At 70.1% G+C, this 25837-nt stretch carries 24 protein-coding genes; 16 read left to right on the top strand and 8 right to left on the bottom strand.

Going from position 1 to position 25837, the window contains the following annotated elements:
* The first annotated feature begins 38 nt into the window (after positions 1-38).
* Positions 39-815 carry a potassium channel family protein gene (locus AB0I18_RS01140; RefSeq protein WP_363103229.1) on the top strand — a complete coding sequence of 259 codons (777 nt, stop codon included), beginning with the start codon at positions 39-41 and terminating at the stop codon, positions 813-815.
* Positions 816-914: 99 nt separating this feature from the next.
* On the opposite strand, the gene AB0I18_RS01135 is transcribed toward AB0I18_RS01140, so the two are convergent.
* Together AB0I18_RS01135 and AB0I18_RS01130 are read right to left on the bottom strand one after the other, a co-directional pair.
* Complete coding sequence (locus tag AB0I18_RS01135; protein ID WP_363103228.1) at positions 915-1223, bottom strand: small hydrophobic protein; 309 nt, start codon at positions 1221-1223, stop codon at positions 915-917.
* A 309-nt stretch (positions 1224-1532) separates the two neighbouring features.
* Positions 1533-3152, bottom strand: a complete 1620-nt coding sequence (locus tag AB0I18_RS01130; protein WP_363103227.1) for an MFS transporter — start codon at positions 3150-3152, stop codon at positions 1533-1535.
* Positions 3153-3287: 135 nt separating this feature from the next.
* Between AB0I18_RS01130 and AB0I18_RS01125 the strand changes: the two genes are divergently transcribed.
* The 3 genes from AB0I18_RS01125 to AB0I18_RS01115 all read left to right on the top strand — a co-directional run bounded on the left by AB0I18_RS01125 (position 3288) and on the right by AB0I18_RS01115 (position 6280).
* Positions 3288-3953, top strand: coding sequence for a TetR family transcriptional regulator (locus AB0I18_RS01125; protein ID WP_363103226.1), 666 nt, complete (start codon positions 3288-3290; stop codon positions 3951-3953).
* Between the two features lie 181 nt (positions 3954-4134).
* The gene (locus AB0I18_RS01120) at positions 4135-5355 is read left to right on the top strand and encodes an alpha/beta hydrolase (protein ID WP_363103225.1); all 1221 of its coding nucleotides are present in this window, start codon (positions 4135-4137) and stop codon (positions 5353-5355) included.
* A gap of 58 nt (positions 5356-5413) precedes the next feature.
* Positions 5414-6280 (top strand): DUF4429 domain-containing protein, encoded by an 867-nt coding sequence (locus tag AB0I18_RS01115; RefSeq protein ID WP_363103371.1) that lies wholly within the window; start codon positions 5414-5416, stop codon positions 6278-6280.
* A gap of 100 nt (positions 6281-6380) precedes the next feature.
* Here AB0I18_RS01115 and AB0I18_RS01110 read toward each other — a convergent pair whose 3' ends face one another.
* Entirely contained in the window at positions 6381-7397 is a 1017-nt protein-coding gene (locus tag AB0I18_RS01110) for an aldo/keto reductase (protein ID WP_363103224.1), read from the bottom strand.
* Positions 7397-7867 carry a MerR family transcriptional regulator gene (locus tag AB0I18_RS01105; protein WP_363103223.1) on the bottom strand — a complete coding sequence of 157 codons (471 nt, stop codon included), beginning with the start codon at positions 7865-7867 and terminating at the stop codon, positions 7397-7399. Before AB0I18_RS01105 ends, AB0I18_RS01110 begins: the two co-directional genes overlap by 1 nt.
* A gap of 96 nt (positions 7868-7963) precedes the next feature.
* Between AB0I18_RS01105 and AB0I18_RS01100 the strand changes: the two genes are divergently transcribed.
* The 3 genes from AB0I18_RS01100 to AB0I18_RS01090 all read left to right on the top strand — a co-directional run bounded on the left by AB0I18_RS01100 (position 7964) and on the right by AB0I18_RS01090 (position 11230).
* Positions 7964-8434, top strand: a complete 471-nt coding sequence (locus AB0I18_RS01100; RefSeq protein WP_363103222.1) for a GNAT family N-acetyltransferase — start codon at positions 7964-7966, stop codon at positions 8432-8434.
* A gap of 76 nt (positions 8435-8510) precedes the next feature.
* Positions 8511-9332 (top strand): serine hydrolase domain-containing protein, encoded by an 822-nt coding sequence (locus tag AB0I18_RS01095; RefSeq protein WP_363103221.1) that lies wholly within the window; start codon positions 8511-8513, stop codon positions 9330-9332.
* A 101-nt stretch (positions 9333-9433) separates the two neighbouring features.
* Positions 9434-11230 (top strand): serine/threonine-protein kinase, encoded by a 1797-nt coding sequence (locus AB0I18_RS01090; protein WP_363103220.1) that lies wholly within the window; start codon positions 9434-9436, stop codon positions 11228-11230.
* 6 nt (positions 11231-11236) lie between these two features.
* Here AB0I18_RS01090 and AB0I18_RS01085 read toward each other — a convergent pair whose 3' ends face one another.
* Positions 11237-11896 carry a pirin family protein gene (locus AB0I18_RS01085; protein ID WP_363103370.1) on the bottom strand — a complete coding sequence of 220 codons (660 nt, stop codon included), beginning with the start codon at positions 11894-11896 and terminating at the stop codon, positions 11237-11239.
* A gap of 118 nt (positions 11897-12014) precedes the next feature.
* Between AB0I18_RS01085 and AB0I18_RS01080 the strand changes: the two genes are divergently transcribed.
* The 5 genes from AB0I18_RS01080 (at position 12015) to AB0I18_RS01060 (ending at position 16961) form a co-directional block, all read left to right on the top strand.
* Positions 12015-13223, top strand: coding sequence for a helix-turn-helix domain-containing protein (locus tag AB0I18_RS01080; protein WP_363103219.1), 1209 nt, complete (start codon positions 12015-12017; stop codon positions 13221-13223).
* An 89-nt stretch (positions 13224-13312) separates the two neighbouring features.
* Positions 13313-14230: an ACP S-malonyltransferase gene (locus AB0I18_RS01075; RefSeq protein ID WP_363103218.1), complete on the top strand. Its 918-nt coding sequence runs from the start codon at positions 13313-13315 to the stop codon at positions 14228-14230.
* Between the two features lie 22 nt (positions 14231-14252).
* On the top strand, positions 14253-15284 hold the full coding sequence (locus AB0I18_RS01070; RefSeq protein WP_363103217.1) for a ketoacyl-ACP synthase III: 1032 nt from the start codon (positions 14253-14255) through the stop codon (positions 15282-15284).
* A gap of 71 nt (positions 15285-15355) precedes the next feature.
* Complete coding sequence (locus tag AB0I18_RS01065; protein ID WP_363103216.1) at positions 15356-15604, top strand: acyl carrier protein; 249 nt, start codon at positions 15356-15358, stop codon at positions 15602-15604.
* 85 nt (positions 15605-15689) lie between these two features.
* On the top strand, positions 15690-16961 hold the full coding sequence (locus AB0I18_RS01060) for a beta-ketoacyl-[acyl-carrier-protein] synthase family protein (protein WP_363103215.1): 1272 nt from the start codon (positions 15690-15692) through the stop codon (positions 16959-16961).
* Between the two features lie 177 nt (positions 16962-17138).
* Here the strand turns inward: AB0I18_RS01060 and AB0I18_RS01055 are convergent, their stop codons facing one another.
* Positions 17139-17633 carry a DUF3145 domain-containing protein gene (locus tag AB0I18_RS01055; protein ID WP_363103214.1) on the bottom strand — a complete coding sequence of 165 codons (495 nt, stop codon included), beginning with the start codon at positions 17631-17633 and terminating at the stop codon, positions 17139-17141.
* 197 nt (positions 17634-17830) lie between these two features.
* Here AB0I18_RS01055 and AB0I18_RS01050 point away from each other — a divergent pair, with 197 nt between their 5' ends.
* Together AB0I18_RS01050 and AB0I18_RS01045 are read left to right on the top strand one after the other, a co-directional pair.
* The gene (locus tag AB0I18_RS01050) at positions 17831-18742 is read left to right on the top strand and encodes an SGNH/GDSL hydrolase family protein (protein ID WP_363103369.1); all 912 of its coding nucleotides are present in this window, start codon (positions 17831-17833) and stop codon (positions 18740-18742) included.
* 30 nt (positions 18743-18772) lie between these two features.
* The gene (locus AB0I18_RS01045) at positions 18773-19753 is read left to right on the top strand and encodes an aldose epimerase family protein (protein WP_363103213.1); all 981 of its coding nucleotides are present in this window, start codon (positions 18773-18775) and stop codon (positions 19751-19753) included.
* 57 nt (positions 19754-19810) lie between these two features.
* Here the strand turns inward: AB0I18_RS01045 and AB0I18_RS01040 are convergent, their stop codons facing one another.
* Positions 19811-22261 carry a glycoside hydrolase family 3 C-terminal domain-containing protein gene (locus AB0I18_RS01040; protein WP_363103211.1) on the bottom strand — a complete coding sequence of 817 codons (2451 nt, stop codon included), beginning with the start codon at positions 22259-22261 and terminating at the stop codon, positions 19811-19813.
* Positions 22262-22375: 114 nt separating this feature from the next.
* Between AB0I18_RS01040 and AB0I18_RS01035 the strand changes: the two genes are divergently transcribed.
* Positions 22376-22963 (top strand): TetR/AcrR family transcriptional regulator, encoded by a 588-nt coding sequence (locus AB0I18_RS01035; RefSeq protein ID WP_363103210.1) that lies wholly within the window; start codon positions 22376-22378, stop codon positions 22961-22963.
* A 460-nt stretch (positions 22964-23423) separates the two neighbouring features.
* A complete protein-coding gene (locus tag AB0I18_RS01030) occupies positions 23424-24671 on the top strand; it encodes a pyroglutamyl peptidase (RefSeq protein WP_363103209.1) in 1248 nt (415 codons plus the stop codon).
* On the opposite strand, the gene AB0I18_RS01025 is transcribed toward AB0I18_RS01030, so the two are convergent.
* Positions 24661-25458, bottom strand: coding sequence for an EI24 domain-containing protein (locus AB0I18_RS01025; RefSeq protein WP_363103208.1), 798 nt, complete (start codon positions 25456-25458; stop codon positions 24661-24663). The genes AB0I18_RS01030 and AB0I18_RS01025 overlap by 11 nt on opposite strands.
* Positions 25459-25837 lie beyond the last annotated feature (379 nt).

Below are 25837 nucleotides of genomic sequence, written 5' to 3'. Positions count from 1 at the left end.
GGTCACACCACCCCTTCACGTTTCTTTACGATGCGGGCATGAAAGAGACGTCGGCGCAGGTTCGTTGGGAGCGGCGGACTCAGCGGCCGCTGTTGGGGCTCGCTGTGGTGTTCGCCGCCGCCTATGCCGTGCCGATCGTGTGGCCCACCGCGAGCCGGCAGGTGATGTCCTGGTGCACGGCGGTGGAGTGGGTGGTGTGGGGCGCGTTCGCCCTGGACTACGCCGTGCGGCTGAAGCTGGCCGAGCGGCGCCTGGCCTTCGTGCGTACGCACTGGCTCGACCTCGCCGCGGTGCTGTTGCCGCTGCTCCGGCCGCTGCGGCTGTTGCGGCTCGTCTCCACCCTGCTGCTTGTCGGGCAACGGGCCCGGCTGGCCTCGCAGATACAGCTGACCACGTACGTCGCGGGTTCCGTGGTGGCGCTGTTGATGTTCGGCTCGCTGGCCGTACTGTCCGTCGAGCGGGACTCGCCGGACGGCAACATCAGGACGATGGGTGACGCGCTGTGGTGGTCCTTCACCACGATGACGACCGTCGGGTACGGCGACCACGCCCCGACGACCGGGCTCGGCCGGGTGATAGCGGTCGGCCTGATGCTCTCCGGGATCGCGCTGCTCGGTGTGGTCACCGCCAATATCGCGGCCTGGTTCATCGCCCGCTTCGAGTCGGAGGACGAGGAGGGGCGGCGGCAGACCGCTGCGATCGAGTCTTTGGCGGAGGAAGTACGGGCGCTGCGTGCGCAGGTAGCTGCGCTGGCAGAGCCGTCGGGGAATGTGCCGCGTCCCGTGCCGGGGGCTGCGGAGGAGCGTCTCAGGTAGGCGATTCCTGCCGGGGGTTGTTCGTTACGTGCGGGTCGGTGGGGGCTGGGCGCGCAGTTCCCCGCGCCCCTGAAGGGGCTGCGCGGGGAACCGTGGATCTCACAACATTCCGGTGCCTGGGCCCGCTGTTCCGGCGATCCAGACGATTGCCAGGATGGTGTCGATCGCGCCCAGTACGAGGGCGATCAGCGCCGACAGCGGGCGGGCGCCGTTCCAGCTGCGCCCCATGGCGAGCCAGCCGCAGACGACCGCCACCGGGCCGAGGATGATCCCCAGCTTGAAGAACCCGGCGATCGCGCAGATGGCTCCGATGATTCCGAGCGTCGCGCGGTCCGGCCCGCTCCGTGACCACGTTCGGCGACGTGAGCGAGGGTGCTTGCGCGTGGTGTGACCGAAGCCCGCCATCATCAACTCCCTGGACCTCTGAGCCGGTTGGACACCGACCGGTTCGGGCTCGGAGCGGCGGGTACCCCGGTTCCGCTGTCTCAGACCCGTACGTCTGCATTCTTCGGCTTCTTCGGCCTTCTTCGGTTCCGTGGCGCGCCGCCCCCCTCCGGCAGCGCGCCACGACCTCACCGAACTGCCGTGTCGCACGGATCAGTTGAGAGCACTCTGGCCGCGATGCGGTCCATATGAAAGTCATACGGAACCGCGTCACCCTGATAGGCGAAAGCCCCGCCGGGCGAACTCGGCGGGGCCGCGACCAGATTGCCCGGGTCAGATGTGTCCGACCCCCGCGCCCGCGTCCGCGTTGTCGCCCCGCTTGGTGAGGAAGGCGACGAAGACCGCCACCACGCCGACGCCGGCCGCGACGAGACTGGCCATGCTCATGCCGGAGATGAACGTGTCGTGCGCGACGTTCGTGATCTTCTCGGCGATTTCGGGCGGCGTGCCCGGCGCCACCGGCGCGGCGCCGACCTGGACCGCCTCCGCGGCCTGGTCGAGCTGGGCCGGGTCGAGCGGCGGGAGCTGGGCGTCCGCCCAGTTGCCGGCCAGGTCGCTGTCGACCTTGGAGGCCATCACGGCACCGAGGACCGCCGTACCGAGGCTGCCGCCGATCTGCATCGCGGCCTGCTGGAGACCGCCGGCGACACCGGAGAGCTCCATCGGCGCGTTGCCCACGATGACCTCGGTCGCGCCGACCATGACGGGTGCGAGGCCGAGACCGAGGAGCGCGAACCAGATCGACATGACTCCGCTGCCCGTGTCCGTCTCCAGGGTCGAGACGCCGTACATCGCGATGGCCGTGCACGCCATGCCGCCCGCGAGCGGGATACGCGGTCCCGTCTTGGTGATCATCGCGCCCGCGAGGGGCGAGCCGACGATCATCATGCCGGTGAGCGGCAGCAGGTGCAGGCCCGCGTCGATCGGGCTCATGCCGTGCACATTCTGCAGGTAGAAGGTGACGAAGAACAGGCCGCCCATGAAGGCGATGGCCATGAGCACCATCAGGACCACACCGGCCGAGAGCGGTACGGACCGGAAGAGTCCGAGGGGGATGAGCGGCTCGCGCACCCTGGTCTCCCAGAACGCGAACAGTCCGAAGCCGAGCACGGCGATACCCAGGAACCCCCAGGTCAGGCCGTCGCCCCAGCCCCAGGTCGGGGCCTTGATGAGCGCCCAGACCAGGCAGAACATGGCGCCGGACAGCAGCCCGATGCCGAGGATGTCGAAGGAGCGCGGCGCGTTCTCCGCGCGGTGGTCGGTCAGGATCACCACGCCGAGGACGACGGCGAGGATGCCGACCGGCACGTTGATGAAGAAGACGGACTGCCAGCTGACGTGCTCGACGAGGACGCCGCCGAGGATCGGGCCGCCGGCGGTGGAGGCACCGATCACCATGCCCCAGATGCCGATCGCCATGTTCAGCTTCTCGGCCGGGAAGGTGGCCCGCAGCAGTCCGAGCGCGGCCGGCATCAGCAGGGCGCCGAACAGGCCCTGGAGCACCCGGAAGACGACGACGAAGGCGATGCTGTCGGACAGCCCGATGGCCCCCGAGGCCGCCGCGAAGCCGACCACCCCGATGAGGAAGGTCTGCCGGTGGCCGAACCGGTCGCCGAGCTTGCCCGCCGTGATCAGCGCGACCGCGAGCGCGAGGAAGTAGCCGTTGGTTATCCACTGGACGTCCGCGAAGCTCGCCTTGAGGTCCCGCTGGATGGCCGGGTTGGCGATGGCCACGATGGTGCCGTCGAGGGCCACCATCATGACGCCGACGGCCACGGTGAACAGGGTGAACCAGGGGTGGCCGCGCAGACCCTTGGCCGGGGTCGAACCGGAGGGGTCCGCCGGGGCCTTGTCGGCCGGGCCCGTCGTGTCGACGGTGGTCTGACTAGTCATGCACGCGAGGCTAGTGACAGCCTCTGACATTTGACAAACCAATTCATAAGTCGGCAACTGTCACGTCACCCGCCCATAGAGTGCCCCCTACCGGTGAACACCCAGGTGCCCACCGCCGGGACGAGAAGAGGACCCATGGAGACGGCACGACCGGGGCTGCGCGAGCTCAAGAAACAGCGCACCCGCGACGCGCTGGTGCGGGCGGCCCTGGAGCTGTTCACCACCCAGGGGTACGAGCGGACGACCGTCGACGAGATCGCCGAGGCCGTCGACGTCTCGCAGCGCACCTTCTTCCGGTACTTCGCGGGCAAGGAGGAGGCCGCCTTCGCGGTCCAGACGATGGCGGAGGCGCATTTCGTCGAGGCGGTGCGCGAACGTCCGCCCCACGAGGCCCCGCTGGAGGCGCTGCGCCGGGCCGTCCTGGAGAGCTGGGACACCTTCGGAGAGGTCATCGAGGCGGTCGTCCCGATGGAACTGCACATGCGCACCTTCCAGTTGATCGAGTCGACGCCCGCACTGCTCGCCGCTCACTTGCGCCGCCAGGAAGGTCTGGAGGAGGAGGTCGCACGGGTGATCGCGGAGCGTGAGGGGCTCGACGTGGACACCGATCCGCGGCCGCGCGTGACGGTGGCCCTGTTCGGCGGGGTGATCCGGCTGACGAGCCGCCTGCTGAGCGCGGGCGGGGACTTCGGCGTGGAGTCGATCCGCGACCTGACCGCCTCGTATCTCGACCAGGTGGGGCCCGCGTTGACGGAGAACTGGCGTACGGACGGCGGACACGACGAGGCGAATAAGGGGTGACCGACTTCATACACAGGGTCACGTCGGTCCCGGCAACTACGGGCACGAGCCCCTCACTCGCACACGCAGAGTGAGGAATGATTCAACCGCCGCCCACTTTGCCCCAATTACCCCAGCGGAAACGTGATCCCCCTCACTCGGTTAACGCGAGACCCTCTCGTTCTCTTAGTGTGTCCTTTCAGTGACTTCCTTCGACTCCACTCCCCAACTCAACGTCTGGCGCATGCTCCTCGCTCTGGCCGTGGTGTTCGTGATGCTCGGGACCACCGGCTGGACCGCGGTACGCAATCACCGCGGGGCGGCCACACCGCTCGACGCCTCCCGGTCCGCCTGGGAACGCGGTCGCATAGACGGGTACCGGCTGCCGGACCTGGACTCCACGCCCGCCCGGCTGACCCGGTTCTTCGCCTCGCTCGACACGGGGCAGCGCGCGCGGCTCGCCACCCGCTACCCGCTCGCGGTCGGCAACATGAACGGGGCGCCGGTGAAGCTCCGCTACCGGGCCAACCGCGTCGCCCTCGACCAGGCGCGCAAGGTCGAGCGCAAACGTGTGCACGACGACCGGCTCTCGGAGACCGGACAGCACGACGCGGCCCGCCGCATGAAGCGGTACGAGGCGCTGATGGACACGAAGCGCCACATCCTCGCCTTCGACCCGACCGGTCCCGGCCGGATCGCGGAGGTGTTCGGGAACCTCGGCGAGGCCCAGCGGGTCTCGGTGGTGGTGCCCGGCGTCGACACCGACCTGCTGAACTTCCAGCGCACCAACCGCCAGTACTCGGCGCCCGTCGGCATGGCGAAGTCCCTGTACGACGCGGAGCGGACAGCGAGCCCCCGGACCCGTACGGCCGTGATCGCCTGGGCCGACTACACGGCGCCCAGCGGCCTCGGCATGGACGCGGCCACCGGAGTGCGCGCCGAGGAGGGCGCGGTCCGGCTGAACGACCTCGTGCGGGGGCTGCCCGGCGGTTCGAAGGTCGCGCTGTACTGCCACAGCTACGGGTCCGTGGTCTGCGGGGTCGCCGCGCCCTCGCTGCCGTCACGGGTCTCCGACATAGCGGTGGCGGGGAGCCCCGGAATGCGGGTCGAGAAGGCCACACAGCTGGAGACCTACGCCCAGGTGTGGGCCGTACGGGATGCCGACGACTGGATCCGGGACGTACCGCATCTGGAGTTCGGCGGGCTCGGCCACGGGGCCGACCCGATGTCCGCCGCGTTCGGGGCGCGGGTGCTGTCCGCCGAGGGTGCCGAGGGGCACGGCGGGTACTTCGAGCCCGGGACCGAGAGCCTGCGGAACTTCGCCGAGATCGGCATTGGCGCGTACCGGGCGGTGCGCTGCGCCCACGAGGATGACGCGTGCCAGAACGGTTTGCCCGGCACGGCAGAGGCCGGACGCGCGTAGAGAACGAAGAAACTGCGGTCTGCTCAGGGAGGGGACTTGGAAGCGCATGCCGCATACGATGGCCCGCATGGGTGACGTACTGGCCGGATTTCATGCCGCCTGGGAGTTCGAGTCCGACTCCGTGCTCATCCGCTTCGAACGGGGGATCCGCACGCCGAAGCTCTTCCAGACGCTCGGTGAACGCCGTATCCCGCTCGACGCGATCGCGGCCGTGACTCTGACGCCCGGCAAACGCGGGACGGTGGTCCTGCATGCCGAGCCGAGACCGGGAGCGGATCCGTTGATGGAGGCGGCCGCGGGACAGCTCAAGGAGGCGTCCGACCCCTACCGGCTGGTGCTGCCCGCCGAGCGCGCGACTCTCGCCGAGTACTACGCGGACGAGCTGCGCGCTCTCCTCGCGACCAACGACACGGATCCGCCGGAGCGCTATCTGGTGGAGCCGCCCGAGACGCCCCTGCAGTTCAAGGCGTACGACGGGAAGGCGTCCTTCGACGGCAAGTCCGTGCACTTCCGGTGGTTCTGGACGGGCGCGTCCTCCGCCAAGTGGAAGGCCGGCGACCAGGGTTTCGCCGTCTCGGACCTGTGCGGTGTCGAGTGGCGCTCGCCTGAGGTCTTCGAGGGCCATCTCCGCCTGCTGCGCCGCGCGTCCGCGATCGCTCAGCCCGCGCAGGCCGACCAGGACCCGGCCGCGGTCGTCTTCGGGCTCGGCTACGGGCCGGTCCACGAGTCCCTTCCCTTCGCGGCGTCGGTCCTCGCGGCGGTACGGGCCGCCGGTCCGTCGGCCAAGATCGAGGCCACGGTTCCGCGGCGCGATCCGGCCGACATCGCCGACCGCATCCGTCACCTGGGCGAGCTGCACGAGGCGGGGCTGGTGACGGATGAGGAGTTCACGGTGAAGAAGGCGGAGCTGCTGGCGGAGCTTTAGCGCTCTGCTGGGTGGGGCCGGGAAACTGCGGGTTATCTGTTGACTGCGGGTTGTTCTCGGCTGGTCGCGCAGTTCCCCGCGCCCCTACGGGGCGCTGCTATTACTCCCGGCCCGCCGAGGTGAACGTCATGTCGCCGTAGCGGTTGCCTGCCACCTTGGAGGCGATCGGGTCCAGGAGGGTCATGTCGGCCTCGGTCAGTGCGATCCGCGTCGCGGCCGCGTTCTCCTCGACGCGGGTGCGCTTGCGGGTGCCCGGGATCGGTACGGACGGGAGACCGTACGTCGCCGCCTGCCGCTGCACCCACGCCAGCGCGATCTGGCCCGGTGTGGCGCCGTGGGCCTCCGCGACCGCCCGGACCGGCTCGAGCAGCGCCGCGTTCGCCGCCGCGTTGTCGCCGGTGAACCGGGGCTGCTGACGGCGGAAGTCGTCTGCGGTCAGGTCCTTCTCGGCGTTCACGAAGGAACCGGTGAGGAAGCCGCGGCCGAGCGGCGAGTACGGAACCAGGGCCACGCCCAGCTCGCGCGCGGCCGGCACGACACCCGCCTCGATGTCGCGGCTGAACAGCGACCACTCCGACTGGAGGGCCGCGATCGGGTGCACGGCCTGCGCGTCCCGCAGCTCGTCGCCCGTGACCTCGCTCAGCCCGAGGTGCTTGACCTTGCCCTCGCGCACCAGCTCGGCCATGACGCCGACGGTCTCCTCGATGGGGACGTTCACATCGCGGCGGTGCATGTAGTAGAGGTCGATCACGTCGACGTCCAGCCGCTTCAGGCTCGCCTCGACGGCCTGGCGGATGTACGGCGGGTCGTTCCGGATGATCCGCTTCGTCGGCTCGCCCGGCGGGATCGACAGGGCGAACTTCGTCGCGATGACGATCTCCTCGCGGTGCGCCTTGAAGAACGGCGACAGGAACTCCTCGTTCTCGCCCTGGCCGTAGGCGTCCGCGGTGTCGTAGAGCGTGACGCCGAGCTCCAGCGCCCGCTCCAGGGTGGCCCTCGCCTCGTCGGCGTCCGTCGGGCCGTACGCGAAACTCATGCCCATGCAGCCGAGCCCCTGCACCCCCACCTCGGGGCCGCCCGTACCGAGTTGGACCTTCGCGATCGTGCTGTCCGTCATCAGGACCTCTCCGACGCCAGGGCCCGCCCGGCGTCCGCGTAGAAATTGATCTTCCGGTCGAGCACCGCGAGGGTGTCCTGGAGCTCGGCGATCCGGGCCCGGACGTCCCGGCGGGTCTCCTCCAGCAGTTCGAACCGCTCGGCGTACGTGTGGTCTCCCTCGCGGACCATCTCCGCGTACCGCACCATGTCCGCGACCGGCATCCCGGTCAGCCGCAGCTTGCCGACGAGGTCGAGCCAGTCGAGGTCGCGGTTGCTGTAGCGGCGCTGGCCGGTGTGCGAGCGGTCGATGTGCGGCATCAGCCCGATCCGCTCGTACCAGCGGAGCGTGTGTGCCGTCAGGCCGGTGAAGGCGACGACCTCGCTGATCGTGTACTGGTCCTGGCCGTCCGGACGCCGCCCTGTGTATGGCGGGGCTCCGGCACAGCCGTCCGCCTCGGTCTCGGTGCTTGTGGTCTCCATCACCGTCATGGCCCCAACGCTAAAACCTTGGAGTGCACTCCAAGCAAGCGGGTTCCGGTGAAATCCCTGCGACATCCGGCTGCCGTGCTGACTACCGTGCCGATCATGAGTCTCGTACGCCGTGCCGTGCCCGAGGATGCCGGAGAAGTGCTGCGCTTGCGTCAGGTGATGATCGACTCGATGGCCGGGGCGGAGGGCTCCGTCGAATGGCAGGCCGAGTCCCTGCCCACCGTACGCGGCAGGCTGGCCGACGTGGACGGCGACTTCGCCGCGTTCGTCGTCGATCATCCTGAGCGGCCCGGTGCGCTCGGGGCGCTCGTGGTGGGGACGTTGGAGTACCGGATCGGGCGGGAGGGGAATCCGCACGGGCGGACGGGGTTCGTCTTCAGTGTCGCGACCGATCCGGATGTGCGGCGGCGGGGGTATGCGCGGGGCTGTATGGAGGCGCTGCTGGAGTGGTTCCGTGAGCGGGGGGTTGCGCAGGTGGATCTGACCGCCTCGGCGGAGGCTGCGCCGCTTTATGCGGCTATGGGGTTTATGCGGACGCCTGATCCGTTGATGCGGCTTCGGTTTTGACTGCGGGTTCGGTGGGGGGTTGGGCGCGCAGTTCCCCGCGCCCCTACGGGGCACGGTGACCCGTAGGCTCTTGTGCATGTCTTTGCAGAGTCTGGCGTTGATCGAGACGTGGCCCGTTCCCACCGCTGCCGCTGCTGTTGTGCGGGCTGATGGTGTCGTGCTCGGGAGTCACGGCCCCGTCACTCAACGCTTCGCGCTTGCCTCCGTTACCAAGCCGATCGCCGCCTATGCCGTGCTCGTCGCGTACGAGGAGGGGGCGGTCGAGCTCGACGAGGCGGCCGGGCCCGCGGGGTCGACCGTGCGGCATCTGCTCGCGCACACCAGCGGGCTCGCGTTCGACGAGCATCGGGTGACGGCGGAGCCGGGGCAGCGGCGGCTGTACTCCAACGCCGGGTTCGAGCAGCTCGGCGACCACATCGCGAAGGCGACGGAGATCCCCTTCGCCGAGTACGTGAAGCAGGCTGTGCTCGAACCGCTGGGGATGGCGGACACCTCCCTCGACGGCTCCCCCGCCAAGGACGGCGTCTCGACCGTCGACGACCTGGCGCGCTTCGCCGCGGAGGTGCAGGCGCCCCGGCTCCTCGATCCGCGAACGGTCGCCGAGGCGATGACCGTGCAGTACCCGGGCACGAAGGGCGTGCTGCCGGGCTACGGCCACCAGAACCCCAACGACTGGGGCCTCGGCTTCGAGATCCGCGACTCCAAGTCGCCCCACTGGACGGGGAGTTCGTCCTCCCCGCGCACCTTCGGGCACTTCGGCCAGTCCGGTACGTTCCTGTGGATCGACCCCGATGCTGGAGTGGCCTGCGTGGCGCTGACGGACCGGGCGTTCGGGCCGTGGGCGGTCGAGGCGTGGCCGACGTTCACAGATTCTGTACTCGCCGACGTCAAGCAGTAGTTGATCCGTCGGATAGCCTCCCCCTGCGCACAGGCCACACAGGCCGCCTCACACACGTCACAACGCACAGGTCACAGTGCACAAGTCTCGGGGGAGAACGAATGGGCGAGGTTCAACCGGGCGGACACTTCCGTCCGTTGGAAAGCGGCGACCCGACGACCGTGGCGAGCTACCGGCTCGCGGCACGGCTCGGCTCGGGCGGCATGGGCACGGTGTACCTGTCGTATACGCCCGGAGGGCACCCGATCGCCCTGAAGACCATCCGGCCGGAGCTGAGCGAGGACCCCCAGTTCCGCCGCAGGTTCCGGCAGGAGGTCCAGGCGGCGCAGCGCGTTCAGGGCCTCTACACCGCCCCGGTCATCGACTACGACACCGAGAACACGCAGCCGTGGCTGGCCACCTCCTACGTGCCAGGACCCTCGCTGGCCGCGGCGGTCGCCGAGCACGGCCCGCTGCCGGTGCCGACGGTCCTGCTGCTGCTCGCGGGAGTGGCGGAGGCGCTGTCGGTCATCCACGGCGCGGGCATCGTCCACCGCGACCTGAAGCCCGCCAACGTCATGCTCGCCGCCGACGGCCCCCGCGTCATCGACTTCGGCATCGCCCGCGCCGCCGACGCCACCGCGCTGACCGGCACCGGCGTATCCATCGGCACCCCGGCCTTCATGTCGCCGGAGCAGGCGGCCGGGAAGCCGGTCACTCCCGCGTCGGACGTGTTCGCGCTCGGCCAGGTGGCCGCCTACGCGGCGCGCGGCACCTCCGCGTACGGGGACGGGCCGTCGCACGCGGTGCTGTACCGGATCGTCCACGAAGAGCCCGACCTCACCGGTCTCCCGGACGAACTCCGGTTCATCACGCGCTGTCTGGCCAAGGACCCCGCGGACCGCCCCTCCCCCGCGGAGGTCATCGCCCTGTGCCAGGAGGCGTCGCCCACACCGCTGCGCCAGTCCGGCTCCTGGCTGCCGGAGGAGATCGGCGAGCAGATCACCCGGCGGGTCTCGGCGTCGGCCGACCTGCTGGCCGCACGGGACGCCGTGCCGGCCACTCAGACGCCCACGCCGGTACCGCCCACCGCTCCGGTGACCCAGCTGAGCCAGCCTGGCATCGACCACGCCGCGCCCACGGTCCACTCGGCCCACACACCGCCGCCCCCGGCCGCCCCGCAGCCGCCGCCGTATGTGCAGCAGCCCGTGCACCAGACGCACTCGCCGCCGCCGTACGCGCAGCCGCCCGGCTGGCAGCAGCCACACGCCCAGCAGCCGTACACCCGCCCGCATCCCCTGCCGCCGCCCAAGAGCAACGCCGGCAAGATCGTCGCGATCATCGCGGGCGTGGTCATCATGATGTTCGGAGGCTGTGTCGCGCTGGTCAACAACTTGAGCGAGACGACGGACGACTCCTCGAAAAGCACCGACACGAACTCGACGTCGGGCGGTACGTCGGGCGAGACGGGCTCCGGTACCGAGTCGGCCCAGGATCCCAAGCCGGCCGTGTACAAGGGCATCAACATCCCCGCCAACTACTACGCACGGTTCGCGGATTCGCCGCCCAAGCCGCTCCACGACTCCATCGGCGCCCCTTACGTCGACGACGCGGACATCTACTACACCGTGGACGGCCTGTTCGGCGACAAGGCCATGGGCAGCAGCAGCGAGAAGCTCGTCCTGCTGAACAACGCCCGGAAGGGCTCCCTGGATATCTGCCGCAAGGAGACCCGGTACACGAAGGGCGTCGCGCTCGGCCAGCTCTCCAAGGGCTCCCAGATGTGCGTCCACACCGCCTCCGGCCACATCGGCCTGGTCACCTACCAGGGCTCGGCCCCGAGCGGCGACCCCAGCGACTACGTCTCCGTGGACATCACGGTGTGGCGCAACGCGGAGGAGCCCACCACCGGCAGCTGAGCCCTCTCACCCCGACAACTCCCAGATCAGCACCTCGGCCGGACCGGACGCGGCGATCAGTTCCAGCCCCTTCCCGCCCTCGGCGCGCAGCGCGTCCCCGGCCGCCAGCGCATGGGGCCCGACCCGGACCGTGCCGCGTACGACATGCAGATACGTGCGCGGCGCGTCCGGTACCGCGGTCCGCTCCCCCGGCCCGCCCAGCCGCCGTACGTGCAGCATCGCGCCCGCCTCCGGGACGGCGTACGGGGTGGAGTCCGCGATGCCGTGGACGATCTCGTACGCCGGATCGCCACCCGGCTCCAGCGGGGCGAGCCACATCTGGACGAAGGCCAGCGGCGTGTCGCCGTCGTTGCGTTCGGCGTGCCGGACCCCGCCCGCGGAGCTGAGGCGCTGTACGTCCCCGGCCCGGACGACCGACTCGTGGCCGGCCGTGTCGCGGTGGGTGAGTTCGCCCTCGACGACCCACGTGACGATCTCGGTGTGGCTGTGCGGGTGCTCGTCGAAGCCTGCGCCGGGCGCGAGCCGCTCCTCGTTGCAGGCGATGACCGCGCCGAAGCGGAGGTTGTCCGGGTCGTAGTGCGGGCCGAAGGAGAAGGCGTGCAGGGACTCGATCCCGGCCGCCGGGTCGCCTCCGCGGTAGCGCTCGCCTGCGCGCCGTACGTCCATCACGCCCCCACCGTAGACCCGCTCGGCCCCTCCCCCGGGACCCGCACGGCGGACGGCCGCTTCCCTCACCCGAGACCCGCCGCCGCACACTCCCGTCCTGATAAGGCAGTCTTGTCCCGTGCCCGAAACCGAATCCAGCAACTCCGAACGCGCGGCAGCACGCGCCGCCCACGCGCACACCGCGACCCTGAAGCGGCTGGAGAAGTCGTCCGGGAGTCTCGCCGCCCAGGCCATCGCGCGCATGGACGAGACGCTGCCGTGGTACCGGGCGATGCCCCCGGAGAACCGGTCCTGGATCGGCCTCGTCGCCCAGGCCGGTATCGCCGCGTTCACCGAGTGGTTCCGGTATCCGGACGCCCCCCAGGCGATCTCCACGGACGTCTTCGGCACCGCCCCCCGCGAGCTGACCAGGGCGATCACCCTGCGCCAGACCGTGGAGATGGTACGTACGACGATCGAGGTGATGGAGTCCGCGATCGACGAGGTCGCGGCGCCGGGCGACGAGGGCGTGCTCCGCGAGGCGCTGCTCGTGTACGCGCGGGAGATCGCCTTCGCCACCGCCCAGGTGTACGCGCAGGCCGCCGAGGCACGCGGTGCCTGGGACGCCCGGCTGGAGTCGCTGGTCGTCAACGCGGTGCTGTCCGGGGAGGCCGACGAGGGCGCCGTCAGCCGCGCCGCGGCCCTCGGCTGGAACTCGCCCGAGCATGTGTGCGTCGTGCTGGGCATGGCGCCGGACGGCGACAGCGAACTGACCGTGGAGGCCATCCGGCGGGCCGCCCGGCACGCCAAGCTCCAGGTGCTGACCGGGGTGCTCGGCGACCGTCTTGTCGTCATCGCGGGCGGCAGCGACAACCCGCTCGCCGTCGCCAAGTCCCTGATCGGGCCGTATGCCGCCGGGCCCGTGGTCGCCGGGCCGATCGTGCCCGACCTGCAGGCCGCGACCCGCTCCGCGCAGGCCGCCGCCGCCGGGCTCAAGGCGTGTTTCGCCTGGCAGGACGCCCCGCGGCCGGTACTGGCGGACGATCTGCTGCCGGAGCGCGCGATCGCCGGAGACCCCGCCGCGCGCGACCAGCTGGTGGAGGAGATCTACAGACCACTGGAGGAGGCCGGCTCGGCCCTCCTGGAGACTCTCGCCGTGTATCTGGAGCAGGCGAGCAGTCTCGAAGGTGCGGCCCGGATGCTCTTCGTCCATCCCAACACCGTGCGCTACCGGCTTCGACGTGTGACTGACGTCACCGGCTGGTCGCCCTCCGATGTACGTTCAGCATTCACGCTGCGCATCGCGCTGATCCTGGGGCGTCTGGCCAACGGAGATCCGCAACTCTAGGCTTTTGTCGGGGACCTACAATTCCCCCTCCTGTTCTTCGTCCCTGTCCCCACGGGCGGCCGTGCCCGTCCACAAGAGAGAGTGTGAGAGTGCTCGTACTCGTCGCTCCCGGCCAGGGCGCCCAGACGCCCGGCTTCCTCACTCCTTGGCTCGACCTCCCCGGTGCCGCCGACCGCGTCGCCGCGTGGTCGGACGCCATCGGGCTCGACCTTGCCCACTACGGCACGCAGGCCGACGCGGACGCGATCCGGGACACGGCCGTCGCCCAGCCGCTGCTGGTCGCGGCCGGACTCCTGTCCGCCTCGGCACTCGGTGACGTGACCCCCGGCGCCGTCGCGGGGCACAGCGTCGGCGAGATCACCGCCGCCGTCTTCGCGGGCGTCCTGGACGACACGGCCGCGCTCGACCTCGTACGCAGGCGGGGCCAGGCGATGGCCGAGGCCGCCGCGATCACCCGGACCGGTATGTCGGCGCTGCTCGGCGGCGATCCCGACGTCACCGTCCCGCACCTGGAGAAGCTCGGCCTGACCCCGGCGAACGTGAACGGCGCGGGCCAGATCGTGGCCGCCGGCACGCTGGAGGAACTGGCCGCCCTGGAGGCCGACAAGCCCGAGGGCGTACGCCGCGTCGTGGCCCTCAAGGTGGCCGGCGCCTTCCACACCCGCCACATGGCCCCGGCCGTCGAGACCCTCGCGAAGGCCGCCGCCGAACTGACACCGGCCGACCCGACGATCACGTACGTCTCGAACAAGGACGGCCGGACCGTCGGCACCGGCGCGGAGGTCCTCTCCCGCCTGGTCGGCCAGGTCGCCAACCCGGTCCGCTGGGACCTGTGCATGGAGACCTTCACGGAACTCGGTGTGACCGCGCTCATCGAGGTGTGCCCCGGCGGCACCCTCACCGGTCTCGCCAAACGCGCGCTGCCCGGCGTGAAGACGCTGGCGCTCAAGACCCCCGACGACCTGGAAGCGGCTCGCGAGCTCATCGCCGAGCACGCCTCCGCCTGAGCGCGTAAGGAGCCGACAGAGCATGTCGAAGATCAAGCCCAGCAAGGGCGCCCCGTATGCGCGCATCCTCGGTGTGGGCGGCTACCGCCCGGTCCGTATCGTGCCGAACGAGGTGATCCTCGAAACGATCGACTCGTCCGACGAGTGGATCCGCTCGCGCTCCGGCATCGAGACCCGGCACTGGGCGAACGACGAGGAGACCGTCGCCGCCATGTCGATCGAGGCGTCGGGCAAGGCCATCGCCGACGCCGGGATCAGCGCCGAGCAGATCGGCGCCGTGGTCGTCTCGACCGTCTCGCACTTCAGCCAGACACCGGCCGTCGCCACCGAGATCGCCGACAAGCTCGGCACGGCGAAGGCCGCGGCCTTCGACATCTCGGCGGGCTGCGCGGGCTTCGGCTACGGCCTGACGCTCGCCAAGGGCATGATCGTCGAGGGTTCCGCCGAGTACGTCCTCGTCATCGGCGTCGAGCGGCTGTCCGACCTGACCGACCTGGAGGACCGCGCGACGGCCTTCCTGTTCGGTGACGGAGCGGGCGCGGTCGTCGTGGGCCCCTCCCAGGAGCCGCACATCGGCCCGACCGTCTGGGGTTCCGAGGGCGACAAGTCCAACACGATCAAGCAGACCGTGCCCTGGGACCGCTTCCGGAACGGCGACGTGTCCCAGCTGCCCCTGGACTCCAAGGGCGAGGTCAAGTTCCCCGCGATCACGCAGGAAGGCCAGGCGGTGTTCCGCTGGGCCGTGTTCGAGATGGCGAAGGTCGCCAAGGAGGCGCTGGACGCCGCCGGACTCACTGCGGACGACTTGGACGTCTTCATTCCCCACCAGGCCAACGAGCGGATCATCGACTCGATGGTGAAGACCCTCAAGCTGCCGGAACACGTCACGGTCGCGCGTGACGTGCGCACCACCGGCAACACGTCGGCCGCCTCGATCCCGCTCGCTATGGAGCGGCTTCTGGCGACCGGCGAGGCGAAGAGCGGCGACACCGCGCTCGTCATCGGCTTCGGGGCGGGTCTCGTATACGCCGCGACGGTCGTTACCCTCCCCTAGGCACACCGTCCGGATCTTTCCGGGCGGGAGTACCGCCACACCCTCTGGATACACAAGAAGGAGCGCCTGACATGGCCGCCACTCAGGAAGAGATCGTCGCCGGTCTCGCCGACATCGTTAACGAGATCGCCGGCATCCCGGTCGAGGACGTCCAGCTGGAGAAGTCCTTCACCGACGACCTGGACGTCGACTCGCTGTCCATGGTCGAGGTCGTCGTCGCCGCCGAAGAGCGCTTCGAGGTCAAGATCCCGGACGACGACGTCAAGAACCTCAAGACCGTCGGCGACGCGACCGAGTACATCCTCAAGAACCAGGGCTGAGCCAACCCTCACCCCGGACGCTGAAAGCCCCGCCACCCGGCGGTGGCGCCGCTGAATCCTCGTATCCGTTGGAGAAAGAATTCCCGTGAGCCCGACCAATCGCACCGTGGTCGTCACCGGTATCGGCGCAACCACACCGCTGGGTGGCGACGCAGCCTCTACCTGGGAGGGCCTGGTCGCCGGACGTTCCGGTGTCCGCGCCCTGGAACAGGACTGGGCCGCCGAACAGGCGGTCCGTATCGCGGCGCAGATCGCCGTGGAGCCGAGCGAGGTCATTCCGCGCCCGCAGGCCCGCCGCCTCGACCGCTCGGCGCAGTTCGCGCTGATCGCGGCCAAGGAGGCCTGGGCCGACGCCGGCTACACCGACACGGCGGGGGTGGACGACAAGGTCGACCCCGACCGGCTGGGCGCGGTCATCGCCTCCGGCATCGGTGGCGTCACCACCCTGCTCGACCAGTACGACGTGCTGAAGGAGAAGGGCGTCCGCCGCGTCTCCCCGCACACCGTCCCGATGCTGATGCCGAACGGCCCCTCGGCCAACGTCGGTCTGTACGTCGGCGCCCGCGCCGGTGTGCACACCCCGGTCTCCGCCTGCGCCTCGGGCGCCGAGGCCATCGGCTACGCGATCGAGATGATCCGCACCGGCCGCGCCGACGTCGTCGTCGCCGGCGGCACGGAGGCGGCCATCCACCCGCTGCCCATCGCCGCGTTCGGCAACATGATGGCGATGTCCAAGAACAACGACGACCCGCAGGGCGCCTCGCGTCCCTACGACGTCGGCCGGGACGGCTTCGTCCTCGGCGAGGGCGCCGGCGTCATCGTCCTGGAGTCGGCCGAGCACGCCGCGGCGCGCGGTGCCCGCGTGTACGCGGAGGCGGTCGGCCAGGGCATCTCGGCCGACGGCCACGACATCGTGCAGCCGGAGCCGAACGGGCGTGGCATCGCGCACGCCCTGCAGAACCTGATGGACAACACCGACCTGGACCCGGCCGAGATCATGCACGTGAACGCGCATGCCACCTCTACGCCTGCCGGTGACGTGGCCGAGCTGAAGGCGCTGCGGAAGGTCTTCGGCGACGAGGCCGATCACTTCGCGGTCTCCGGTACGAAGTCCATGACCGGGCATCTGCTCGGTGGTGCGGGTGGTGTGGAGTCGGTGGCCACGGTGCTTGCCCTTTATCACCGGGTGGCGCCGCCGACCATCAACGTCGAGAACCTTGATCCTGAGGCTGAGGCGAATGCGGATGTTGTGCGTGGTGAGGCTCGCAAGCTGCCTGTTGAAGGGCGGATTGCCGCGCTGAACGACTCGTTCGGGTTTGGTGGGCACAACGTGGTGCTGGCGTTCCGTACGGTCTGAAATCGGCCGTGTCTGTGTTGAACTGAGTGTGGCCCGAACCCTTTGTTGTGGGTTCGGGCCACATTTGTTGTTTGTCGGGTGCGGGGCGGTGGGGGCTGGGCGCGCCCACGCGGCGGAGCCGCAAATGTCACAGCCCCGCGCCCCTTACGGGGCGCCCCTGCACAGGTAAATATGAAGTCAGACGACCTGGTGGAGCCAGCGGACCGGGGCGCCCTCGCCTGCGTAGCGGAAGGGTTCCAGTTCGTCGTCCCAGGGCTTGCCCAGGAGTTTGGTCAGTTCGGATTCCAGCTCTGTTTCGTCGCGCTGGGAGCGGACCAGGGCGGCGCGCAGGCGGTCCTCGGGGATCAGGATGTCGCCGTGGATGCCGGTGACGGCGTGGAAGATGCCGAGTTCAGGGGTGCAGCTGTAGCGCTCGCCCTCGGCGGTGGCGCACGGTTCGGCGGTGACCTCGAAGCGCAGCATCTGCCAGCCGCGCAGCGCGGAGGCGAGTTTGGAGGCGGTGCCGGCCTCGGCCTTCCAGGAGAACTCGGATCTCCAGGTGCCGGGTGCCGCGGGCTGCCGGATCCAGTCGAGGCTGACGCGCGTGCCGAGTACGCCCGCGACTGCCCACTCGACGTGCGGGCACAGCGCGCGCGGCGCGGAGTGCACGTAGAGAACTCCACGTGTCGTCACTGGGACCTCCGGACAGAGCGGGCATCTTGTAGCTTGGCGGAACGTCAGTGGCAGGGCGGCCACGGGGCGAGGCTACCGTGCGGCGGCGCAAGGAGTGTGACGTACCGTCGGTCCCAACGCCCGGAAACACGGAGGGTTCACCCAGGGGGACGCCCCCACGGAGCCCGCCGTTGCGTGACGACCGAGGGGAACTGGGGATGCGGAACCGTGGCCACCGTTCACATGCCGTCATCGCGACCGTGGCGGCGGCCCTGCTGAGCGTCGCCGGACTGGCCGGCTGCGACGCGAGCGGCGGCAACTCCCCCGGTCCGACGGGCACCTCCTCGCAGGCCAAGCCGTCTCCGAAGCCCACCCCCGACTGGGACCGCAGCCCGCGCTCGCTGGTGGCCGTCGGCGACTCCATCACGCGCGGCTTCGACGCCTGCTCGGTGCTGTCCGACTGCCCCGAGGTGTCCTGGGCCACCGGCAGCGACGCCAAGGTGAACAGCCTCGCGGTACGCCTCCTCGGAAAGTCCGGGGCCGCCCAGCGCAGCTGGAACTACGCGGTGACCGGCGCCCGCATGGCCGATGTGCCCGGTCAGATGGCCCAGGCTGCCGTGAAGAAGCCCGAGCTGGTCACGGTGATGGCCGGTGCTAACGACGCCTGCCGCGCGTCGGTGTCCGCGATGACGTCCGTGTCGGAGTTCCGCGCCCAGTTCGAGGACGCGCTCGGCACGCTGCGCGACGCGTCGCCCAAGACCCAGGTGTACGTGTCCAGCGTGCCCGACCTGAAGCGGCTGTGGTCGGAGGGGCGGGGCAACGAGATGAGCAAGCAGATCTGGAAGCTGGGCATCTGCCCGTCGATGCTGGCCGACCCGGACGCCCTGGACTCGGTGGCGACCCTGCGGCGCGACGAGGTGCAGGGCCGGGTGGAGGCGTACAACGAGGTGCTCGCGGAGGTCTGCGCGAAGGACCGGCTGTGCCGCTTCGACGGCGGGGCGGTCTTCGACTTCCGCTTCGGCATCGAGCAGCTGAGTCAGTGGGACTGGTTCCACCCGAGCACGAACGGGCAGGCGCGGCTCGCGGAGATGGCGTACGACGTGGTGACGGCGCGGAAGCCGCCCGCGTGAGCGTGAAGTGGTTCGCATAGAGTTTCGATCATGCGCAGCGAACTCTTCGGCTCCCTCCCCGACGGCTCCCCTGTCCACCGCTGGACGCTGGAACGTGGCGGGGTGCGGGTGCGCGTCCTGACGTACGGCGGCATCGTGCAGTCGGCGGAAATCCCCGACCGGGACGGGCTGCTCGCGGACGTGGTCCTCGGCTTCCCGGACCTCGCGGGATACCTGGCGCACCCGGAGCCGTATTTCGGGGCGCTGGTCGGGCGGTACGCGAACCGGATCGCCGGTGGCCGCTTCCCGCTCGGCGGACGGATGTACCGGTTGGACCGGAACAACGCGCCCAACTCCCTGCACGGCGGTGAGCGCGGCTTCGACAAGCGGCTGTGGGACGCCTCGCCGGTCGAACACGGTGTCCGGCTGTCACGGGTGAGCCCGGACGGGGAAGAGGGGTTTCCGGGGCGGCTGGAGGTCTCGGCGGAGTACACGCTGGACGAGACGGGTGCGCTGCGGATCTCGTACGAGGCTGTCACCGACGCGGTGACCGTGGTGAACCTGACGAATCACACGTACTGGAACCTGCATGGGGCGGGGAACGCGGGTGGGCATGAGTTGCGGATCGCGGCGGCTCGGCTGACGCCGGTGGACAGGGATCTGATTCCTACCGGGGCGTTGGAGGGGGTGGAGGGTACTCGGTTTGATTTTCGTGCGGCGCGGAAGGTCGGGGCCGGGTACGACCACAACTTCGTGCTCGACAAGGGGGTTACCGGGTCGGCTGTTGAGGTGGCTGAGTTGCATGATCCGGCGTCGGGGCGGGTGTTGGGGGTGGCTACGACCGAGCCGGGGCTTCAGCTCTATACGGCGGATCATCTTGACTCGTCGCTTCCGTATGCGCCGGGGGACGGGGTCGCGTTGGAGACTCAGCATTTTCCCGACTCCCCCAACCGGCCGGAGTTTCCGAGTACGGAGCTTCGGCCGGGCGGGGTGTATCGGTCGGAGACCGTTTACGGGTTCTCGGTGCGCTGAGGCCTGTGCGGACAGTGCGGGTCCGTTGTGGCTGGTCACGCAGTTCCCCGCGCCCCCTTACGGGGCGACGGTTGCCGTCAGACAGCAGTCCGCGACTGAACGACCTGTCTGAACCTCGTACGGACCCTTCATGTACGCCCAGGAGTTGGCCTGCTCGTCCCAGACCTCGAAGGCGCGCCGCGGCAGGTCGACGGTGGCCTCGATCGTCTCACCAGGGGCTGCCTCGATGCTCGCGAAGCCTGCCAGCCAGCGGGACGGGCGGGCGGTGTCCCGCTCGGTCGGGGCGAGGTAGATCTGGACGATCTCTCGGCCCCTGCGCGTACCGGAGTTGGTGACGCGGACTGTGACGGTTGTGCCGGTGACGTTGATCGAGTCGTATGTCCAGGCGGTGTAGCCGAGGCCGTGGCCGAAGGGGTATGTGGGGGTCCTGTCCTCCTTCTCCCAGGCTCGGTGGCCGATGAAGACGTCCTCGGTGTACGGGAGTTCGCCGTCGGTCGGGGTGACCCGGGTGACGGGCGCGTCCTCGAAGGAGCCCCAGGTGGTGGGGAGGCGGCCGCCGGGTTCGTGGGTGCCGGTGAGGACGTCGGCGAGGGCGGCGCCGCCCTCTTGGCCGGGGAACCAGGTGAGGAGCACGGCGGCGACCTCGTCGCGCCACGGGAGTTCCACCGGGGAGCCGGAGTTGACGACCACGACGGTGTTCGGGTTGGCGGCGGCGACGGCGTGGACGAGTTCGTCCTGGTGGCCGGGGAGCCCCAGGTCCGTACGGTCGTAGCCCTCCGACTCGACGCGGTCGGTGGTGGCGACCACGACGACCGCGGTGTCGGCGGCGCGGGCGGCCTCGACCGCCTCGGCGATCAGCTCGTCGGGGTCGCGCCGCGGTTCCTGGTGGGCGAGCGTGAAGCCGATGACCTTCATGGGGAGGTCGTCGGGGAGGGCGATCTCGTGGCGCAGTGACACCTCATAGGTGTCACCGGCGGTGAGTTCCGGCGTGGCGCGCTCGACGGGTGCGCCGAAGAACGTGACGAACGGGTCGTCCTTCTCGGCGCGTTGGGTCTCGTCGAAGTACGTCGTGCCGTCGACCGTGAGCGTGAAGGCGCCGAGGCCTTTGATGCCGAAGGTGTGCCGGCCGCTCTCCCGCGGGGTGAACGTGCCGGTCAGCTCGACGGTGTGGAGGTTGTCGTGGGTGACGCCGTCGGGCAGGTCGTTGCCCATCCACTGGATCTGGCCGTTGGGCGCGGAGCCGGTGCCGATGACCGAGCCGTCGGCGTCGCGGCAGACGGCGCGCAGCTCGAACCCCTTGTCGGCGGCGGCGAGTTCCTCGTTCGGGTCGGCGCCGACCGCGTACGTCAGCGTGCCCTCGGGCAGGGCGGCGGTGAGGCCGCCGAGCGGCGAGACGACCCGGGCGGGGAAGACCGTCGCGGAGCCGCCGCCGAGGACGCGGGCGTCGCGGGCCGCGGCGCCGATGAGGGCGACGGTGCGGTTTGCGGCGATGGGGAGCGCGTTGTTCTCGTTGCGTACGAGGACGAAGGAGCGGCGGGCGATCTCGCGGGCCAGGGCCTCGCCGTCGACCTCGTCCGGCAGTTCGGTGACGACCGGCTCGGCGCCCTCCAGGATGCCGACGCGGGCGGCGAGCCGCAGCACGTTCCGTACCGCCTCGTCGGCCTTGGTCTCGTCGACATGGCCTTCTCGTACGGCTGCGGCGAGCGCCTCGCCGTACACCGTGGTCGGGCCGGGCATCGCGACGTCCAGGCCGCCCTCGATGGCGCCGACGGTCGAGCGGGCGGCCGTCCAGTCGGAGACGTTGAAGCCGTCGAAGCCCCATTCGCCGCGCAGGACCTCGTTCACCAGGTAGCGGTGCTCGGTCATCGTCGTACCGTTGACCGAGTTGTAGGCGGTCATGATGCCCCAGGGGTGGGCGTTCTCGACGATGGCCTCGAAGGGGGCCAAGTAGAGCTCGCGCAGGGCCCGTTCGGAGACGCGGTTGTTCACCGTGAAGCGGTCGGTCTCGGCGTCGTTGGCGACGAAGTGCTTGACGGTGGTGCCGACGCCGCCCGCCTGTACGCCGTTGACGTATCCGGAGCCGATTCGCCCCGTCAGGTACGGGTCCTCGCTGTACGCCTCGAAGTGGCGGCCGCCGAGGGGTGAGCGGTGCAGGTTGACCGTGGGGGCGAGCAGGACGTGGACGCCCTTGCGGCGGGCCTCCTGGGCGAGCAGCACGCCTGCCCTGCGGGCGAGTTCGGGGTCCCAGGTGGCGGCGAGCGCGGTCGGGGACGGCAGGGCGATGGAGGGGTCGTCGGCGGTCCAGCGCACTCCGCGCACGCCGATCGGGCCGTCGGACATGACCAGGGACTTCAGGCCGATCTCGGGCAGTGCGGGCAGGGACCACATGTCCTGGCCGGCGAGCAGGCGGGCCTTCGCGTCGAGGTCGAGCTTGGCGAGCGCTGCCTCGACTGCCGCCTCGCGTGCCTGGTCGGCCTGGGTGGCCTGGGTGGAGTGGGTTCCCGCCATGGAGGTGCCTCCTCGTTGAAGTCCGTTCCGGTTCTCCATCCTGCATCGGTTACCTGTAGATCGGTAGGTTTCGTTATCTTGGCGTTACATTTGGTCGGTGGGGAGGTCCTGGCCGTGTCGTACGGTGACGTCATGACGAGCAGGGCTCCCAGAGCGACTCGGAGTGCGGCGCGGCGTGCGGAGATTCTGCGGGCGGCGCTGGAGGTGATCGCCGAGCGCGGTTACCGGGGCGCGAGTCTGGCCGCGGTCGCCGAGCGGGTCGGTCTCACGCAGCAGGGGCTGCTGCACCACTTCCCGACCAAGGAGGCGCTGCTCGTCGCCGTGCTGGCGGAGCGGGACCAGTGGGACGCGGTGCCGGACACTCCGTGGCGGCTCGATCTGCTCGACTCGCTGGTCGAGTACAACGCGATGCGGCCGGGCATTGTGCAGACGTTCTCTGCGCTGCTCGGGGAGAGTGTTACGGAGGGGCATCCGGCGCGGGCGTTCTTCACTGAGAGGTACGCGGCTGTGCGGGGGAATATGGCGCGGGTGCTTCGGGCCGAGTACGGGGAGCGGTTGCCGAGTGGGCTTACGCCGGAGCGGGCCGCTCCGCTGCTTGTGGCGGTGATGGACGGGCTTCAGTATCAGTGGTTGCTGGCACCGGAGTCGGTGGATATGCCGGGGGCGTTTCGGGACTTTCTTACGTTGCTTGGGGAGGGGTGACGGTTGCCTCCGGCGGTTGGGCTGTTTTTGTCTGCGGGTTCGGTGGGGGCTTGTCGCGCAGTTCCTCGCGCCCCTGGGTGTGTGGGTGGGGCGGTGCCGCGACGGGATATCCAGTCATGGCACGTTGCCGCGGCGATCGGACACCCCGACACGACCCCTCACGCCGGAGGCCGACAGCGGCCCGGTGGGGGCAAGGGTCAAGACCCCGGCCTTGTCTTTTGTCTTTTAGGGGCGCGGGGAACTGCGCACCCAGCCCCCACCGGCCCGCACTGTGCACACCGTCCCAAGGCCCCCGGTCTTTCGTCTTTCAGGGGCGCGGGGAACTGCGCGACAAGCCACAGGCGGCCCGCACCAGAACAACCGCCCAACCGGCGGAGCCAACTGGCGTGGGTCCCGCCCGTCACGCATACTGCCGCCATTCGACGACGGCCTCACTCGCGACGGAAGGACCTGAACTCCCTTGACGCACATACGTGTTCGGATCGGTGCCCTCGGCCTGGCGCTGATGACAGGGCTCGCCGCCCCGCCCGCCCTGGCTGCGGAGCAGCCCGCGGCCGCGCCCACGGTGGAGGAGCAGCGCCTCGACAAGGCCGCGCCCCAGGAGATCCTGGCCCGCTCCGGATTCGACTCGGTGGTACCGGGGCTCGCCCGGGCGCTGGGCGGGGCGCACTCGTACGCACAGGCTGAGCGTGTCGTCGAGCGGCAGGGTGCCCGGCTCTGGCGGCGGGCGGTGGAGCGGGCGCAGGGGCGCGGTCCGGCCGGTGGTGACCTGAGCCGGGACGACGACCGCCCGCTGTACTGGGCCAGGTTGGGCATGACGCGTGAAGTACGGCAGTGGGAACCGGAGTTCGGGCTCAGTGAGGCTCAACGTGGTCGTCTTCTCAGTTCACTTGAGCGAACTTCTCGGGGGCAGGACACCATCCGCTATCCGCGCGGCAAGGAGGTCAAGCGGATCCTGGTGACCGGCTTCGACCCGTTCACGTTGGACCGGGACATCCGTATCTCCAACCCTTCCGGGGCCACGGCGCTCGCCCTCGACGGCACGACGATCGAGACGGCCGACGGTCCCGCCCGAGTCGAGACCGCCCTCTTCCCGGTCCGGTGGCAGGACTTCGCCGACGGGACGGTGGAGCGGACCCTGCGCCCGCAGCTCCCCCGCGTCGACCTGTTCACGACGGTCAGCCAGGGGCGGGTGGGGCGCTTCGACGTCGAGCGCACCAACGGGGCCTGGCGGGGCGGCTTCCCGGACAACGAGAACCTCGCCCGCACCGAGACCATCCCGGTCACCGACCCGGCCTCACAGCCGCAGTGGACGTCAACGACGTTGCCGTACAAGGACATTGTGGCCGCGAGCACGGGTCGCTTCCCGGTGTACGACAACACGTCGGTGACCGAGATCCCGGCGGGCGGCACCGAGTCAGTCGTACGCCCCGAAGGTCCGACGGCCGGCTCGACGGCTCGTGCGGGCGGCGGCGGCGACTACCTCTCCAACGAGATCGCGTACCGGGCGACGCTCCTGCGCGACCGGCTGGGGCTGCGCACTTCGCTCCCCGGTGGGCATGTCCATACGCCTGTGCTCCAGTTCGGCACGGGCAACACTGATCCGGCGACCGGGAAGGTCACTGATCCCGAGTTCGTCCAGAACCGGCTGGACATCATCGCCCAGGTCCGGGCGATCCTGAAGGTGGCGGCGGACGTCACCAACTGACGGCGTCCGGCTGCCCCCTGCCGTTCGAGTCCTCCTCGCGGGTCTCCTCGCCCAGCAGGTCGCGGGCCATCATCGTGGCGCCCGCGACCGCGCCGGGCATCAGGAAGACGGCGACGAAGGGGACGAGGAAGGCGAGGGCCAGCGGGGTGCCGAAGCCCCAGATCAGGGTCTTGCGGGCGCGCAGCATGGTGAGGCGGTCGCGGAGTTCGACGCGGCGGCGCTGCAGGGCGACTGCCGTCAGCTCCTCCGTCAGGAAGAACCCGGTGACGAAGAAACCGATCACCGGGACGACCGTCTGCCCCACGAACGGAATGAACCCGAGGGCGAAAAGCAGTACGCCCCAGACCAGGGCCCTGCCCACGATCCGGAGGCTGTCCCTCGCCGAGATCAGCAGCTCGCGCCACAACGGCAGGCCCGACTCGGGTGCCGTGCCGTCCGGGGAGACGTCCCGGTCCACCTTCTCGGAGAGGTTCTCGTAGAAGGGCTGGCCGATGAGGAGCGTGACGGCGGTGAAGGTGACTACGGCGAGGAGGAGCGCGAGGGCGAAGAGGACTGCCGTCAGGAACCCGCGGAAGAGGCCGAGCCAGGGGCTGGACCAGTCGTCGGCGAACGGGGTGGCCCAGGCCACGAAGTCCGTGCCCCACAGGGCCAGGGCCGTCAGGGCGGCCGCGTACAGCACGAGGGTGATGAGGCCCGGGATCAGTCCGAACCCGAACTGCTTCCCGTGCCGGGACACCCAACGCTGCCCCCGCACCAAGTACTTGAACCCCACGCCGAGATCATGCATGGCTGCACCTTATCGGGGCGGGTGTCCGGGGTTCCCTTTCCCCCACCCCACCCCTTCCCGAAACTGGGAGCTCCGCCCCCAGACCCCCGTTCGGTTGTTCGTACACCGCGGGCCGCCTGTGGCTTGTCGCGCAGTTCCCCGCGCCCCTGAAAGACGAAAGACCGGGGGGCTTGGGGCGGTGTGATCACTGCGGGCCGGTGGGGGCTGGGTGCGCAGTTCCCCGCGCCCCTAAAAGAACAGGCCCGCCAGCGCCGGCCGGGGTCTGCACCGCAGGCCCCACCCAGCCGCACTCGGCTCTCCGGCGTGAGGGGTCGTGTCGGGGTGTCCGATCGCCGCGGCAACGTGCCATGACTGGATATCCCAGAGCGGCGATCGGATA

It is taken from the genome of Streptomyces sp. NPDC050704, assembly GCF_040654355.1.
GTDB lineage: Bacteria > Actinomycetota > Actinomycetes > Streptomycetales > Streptomycetaceae > Streptomyces.
The sequence above is the reverse complement of the archived record's forward strand: the minus strand, read 5'-3'. Positions and strand labels throughout refer to the sequence as shown.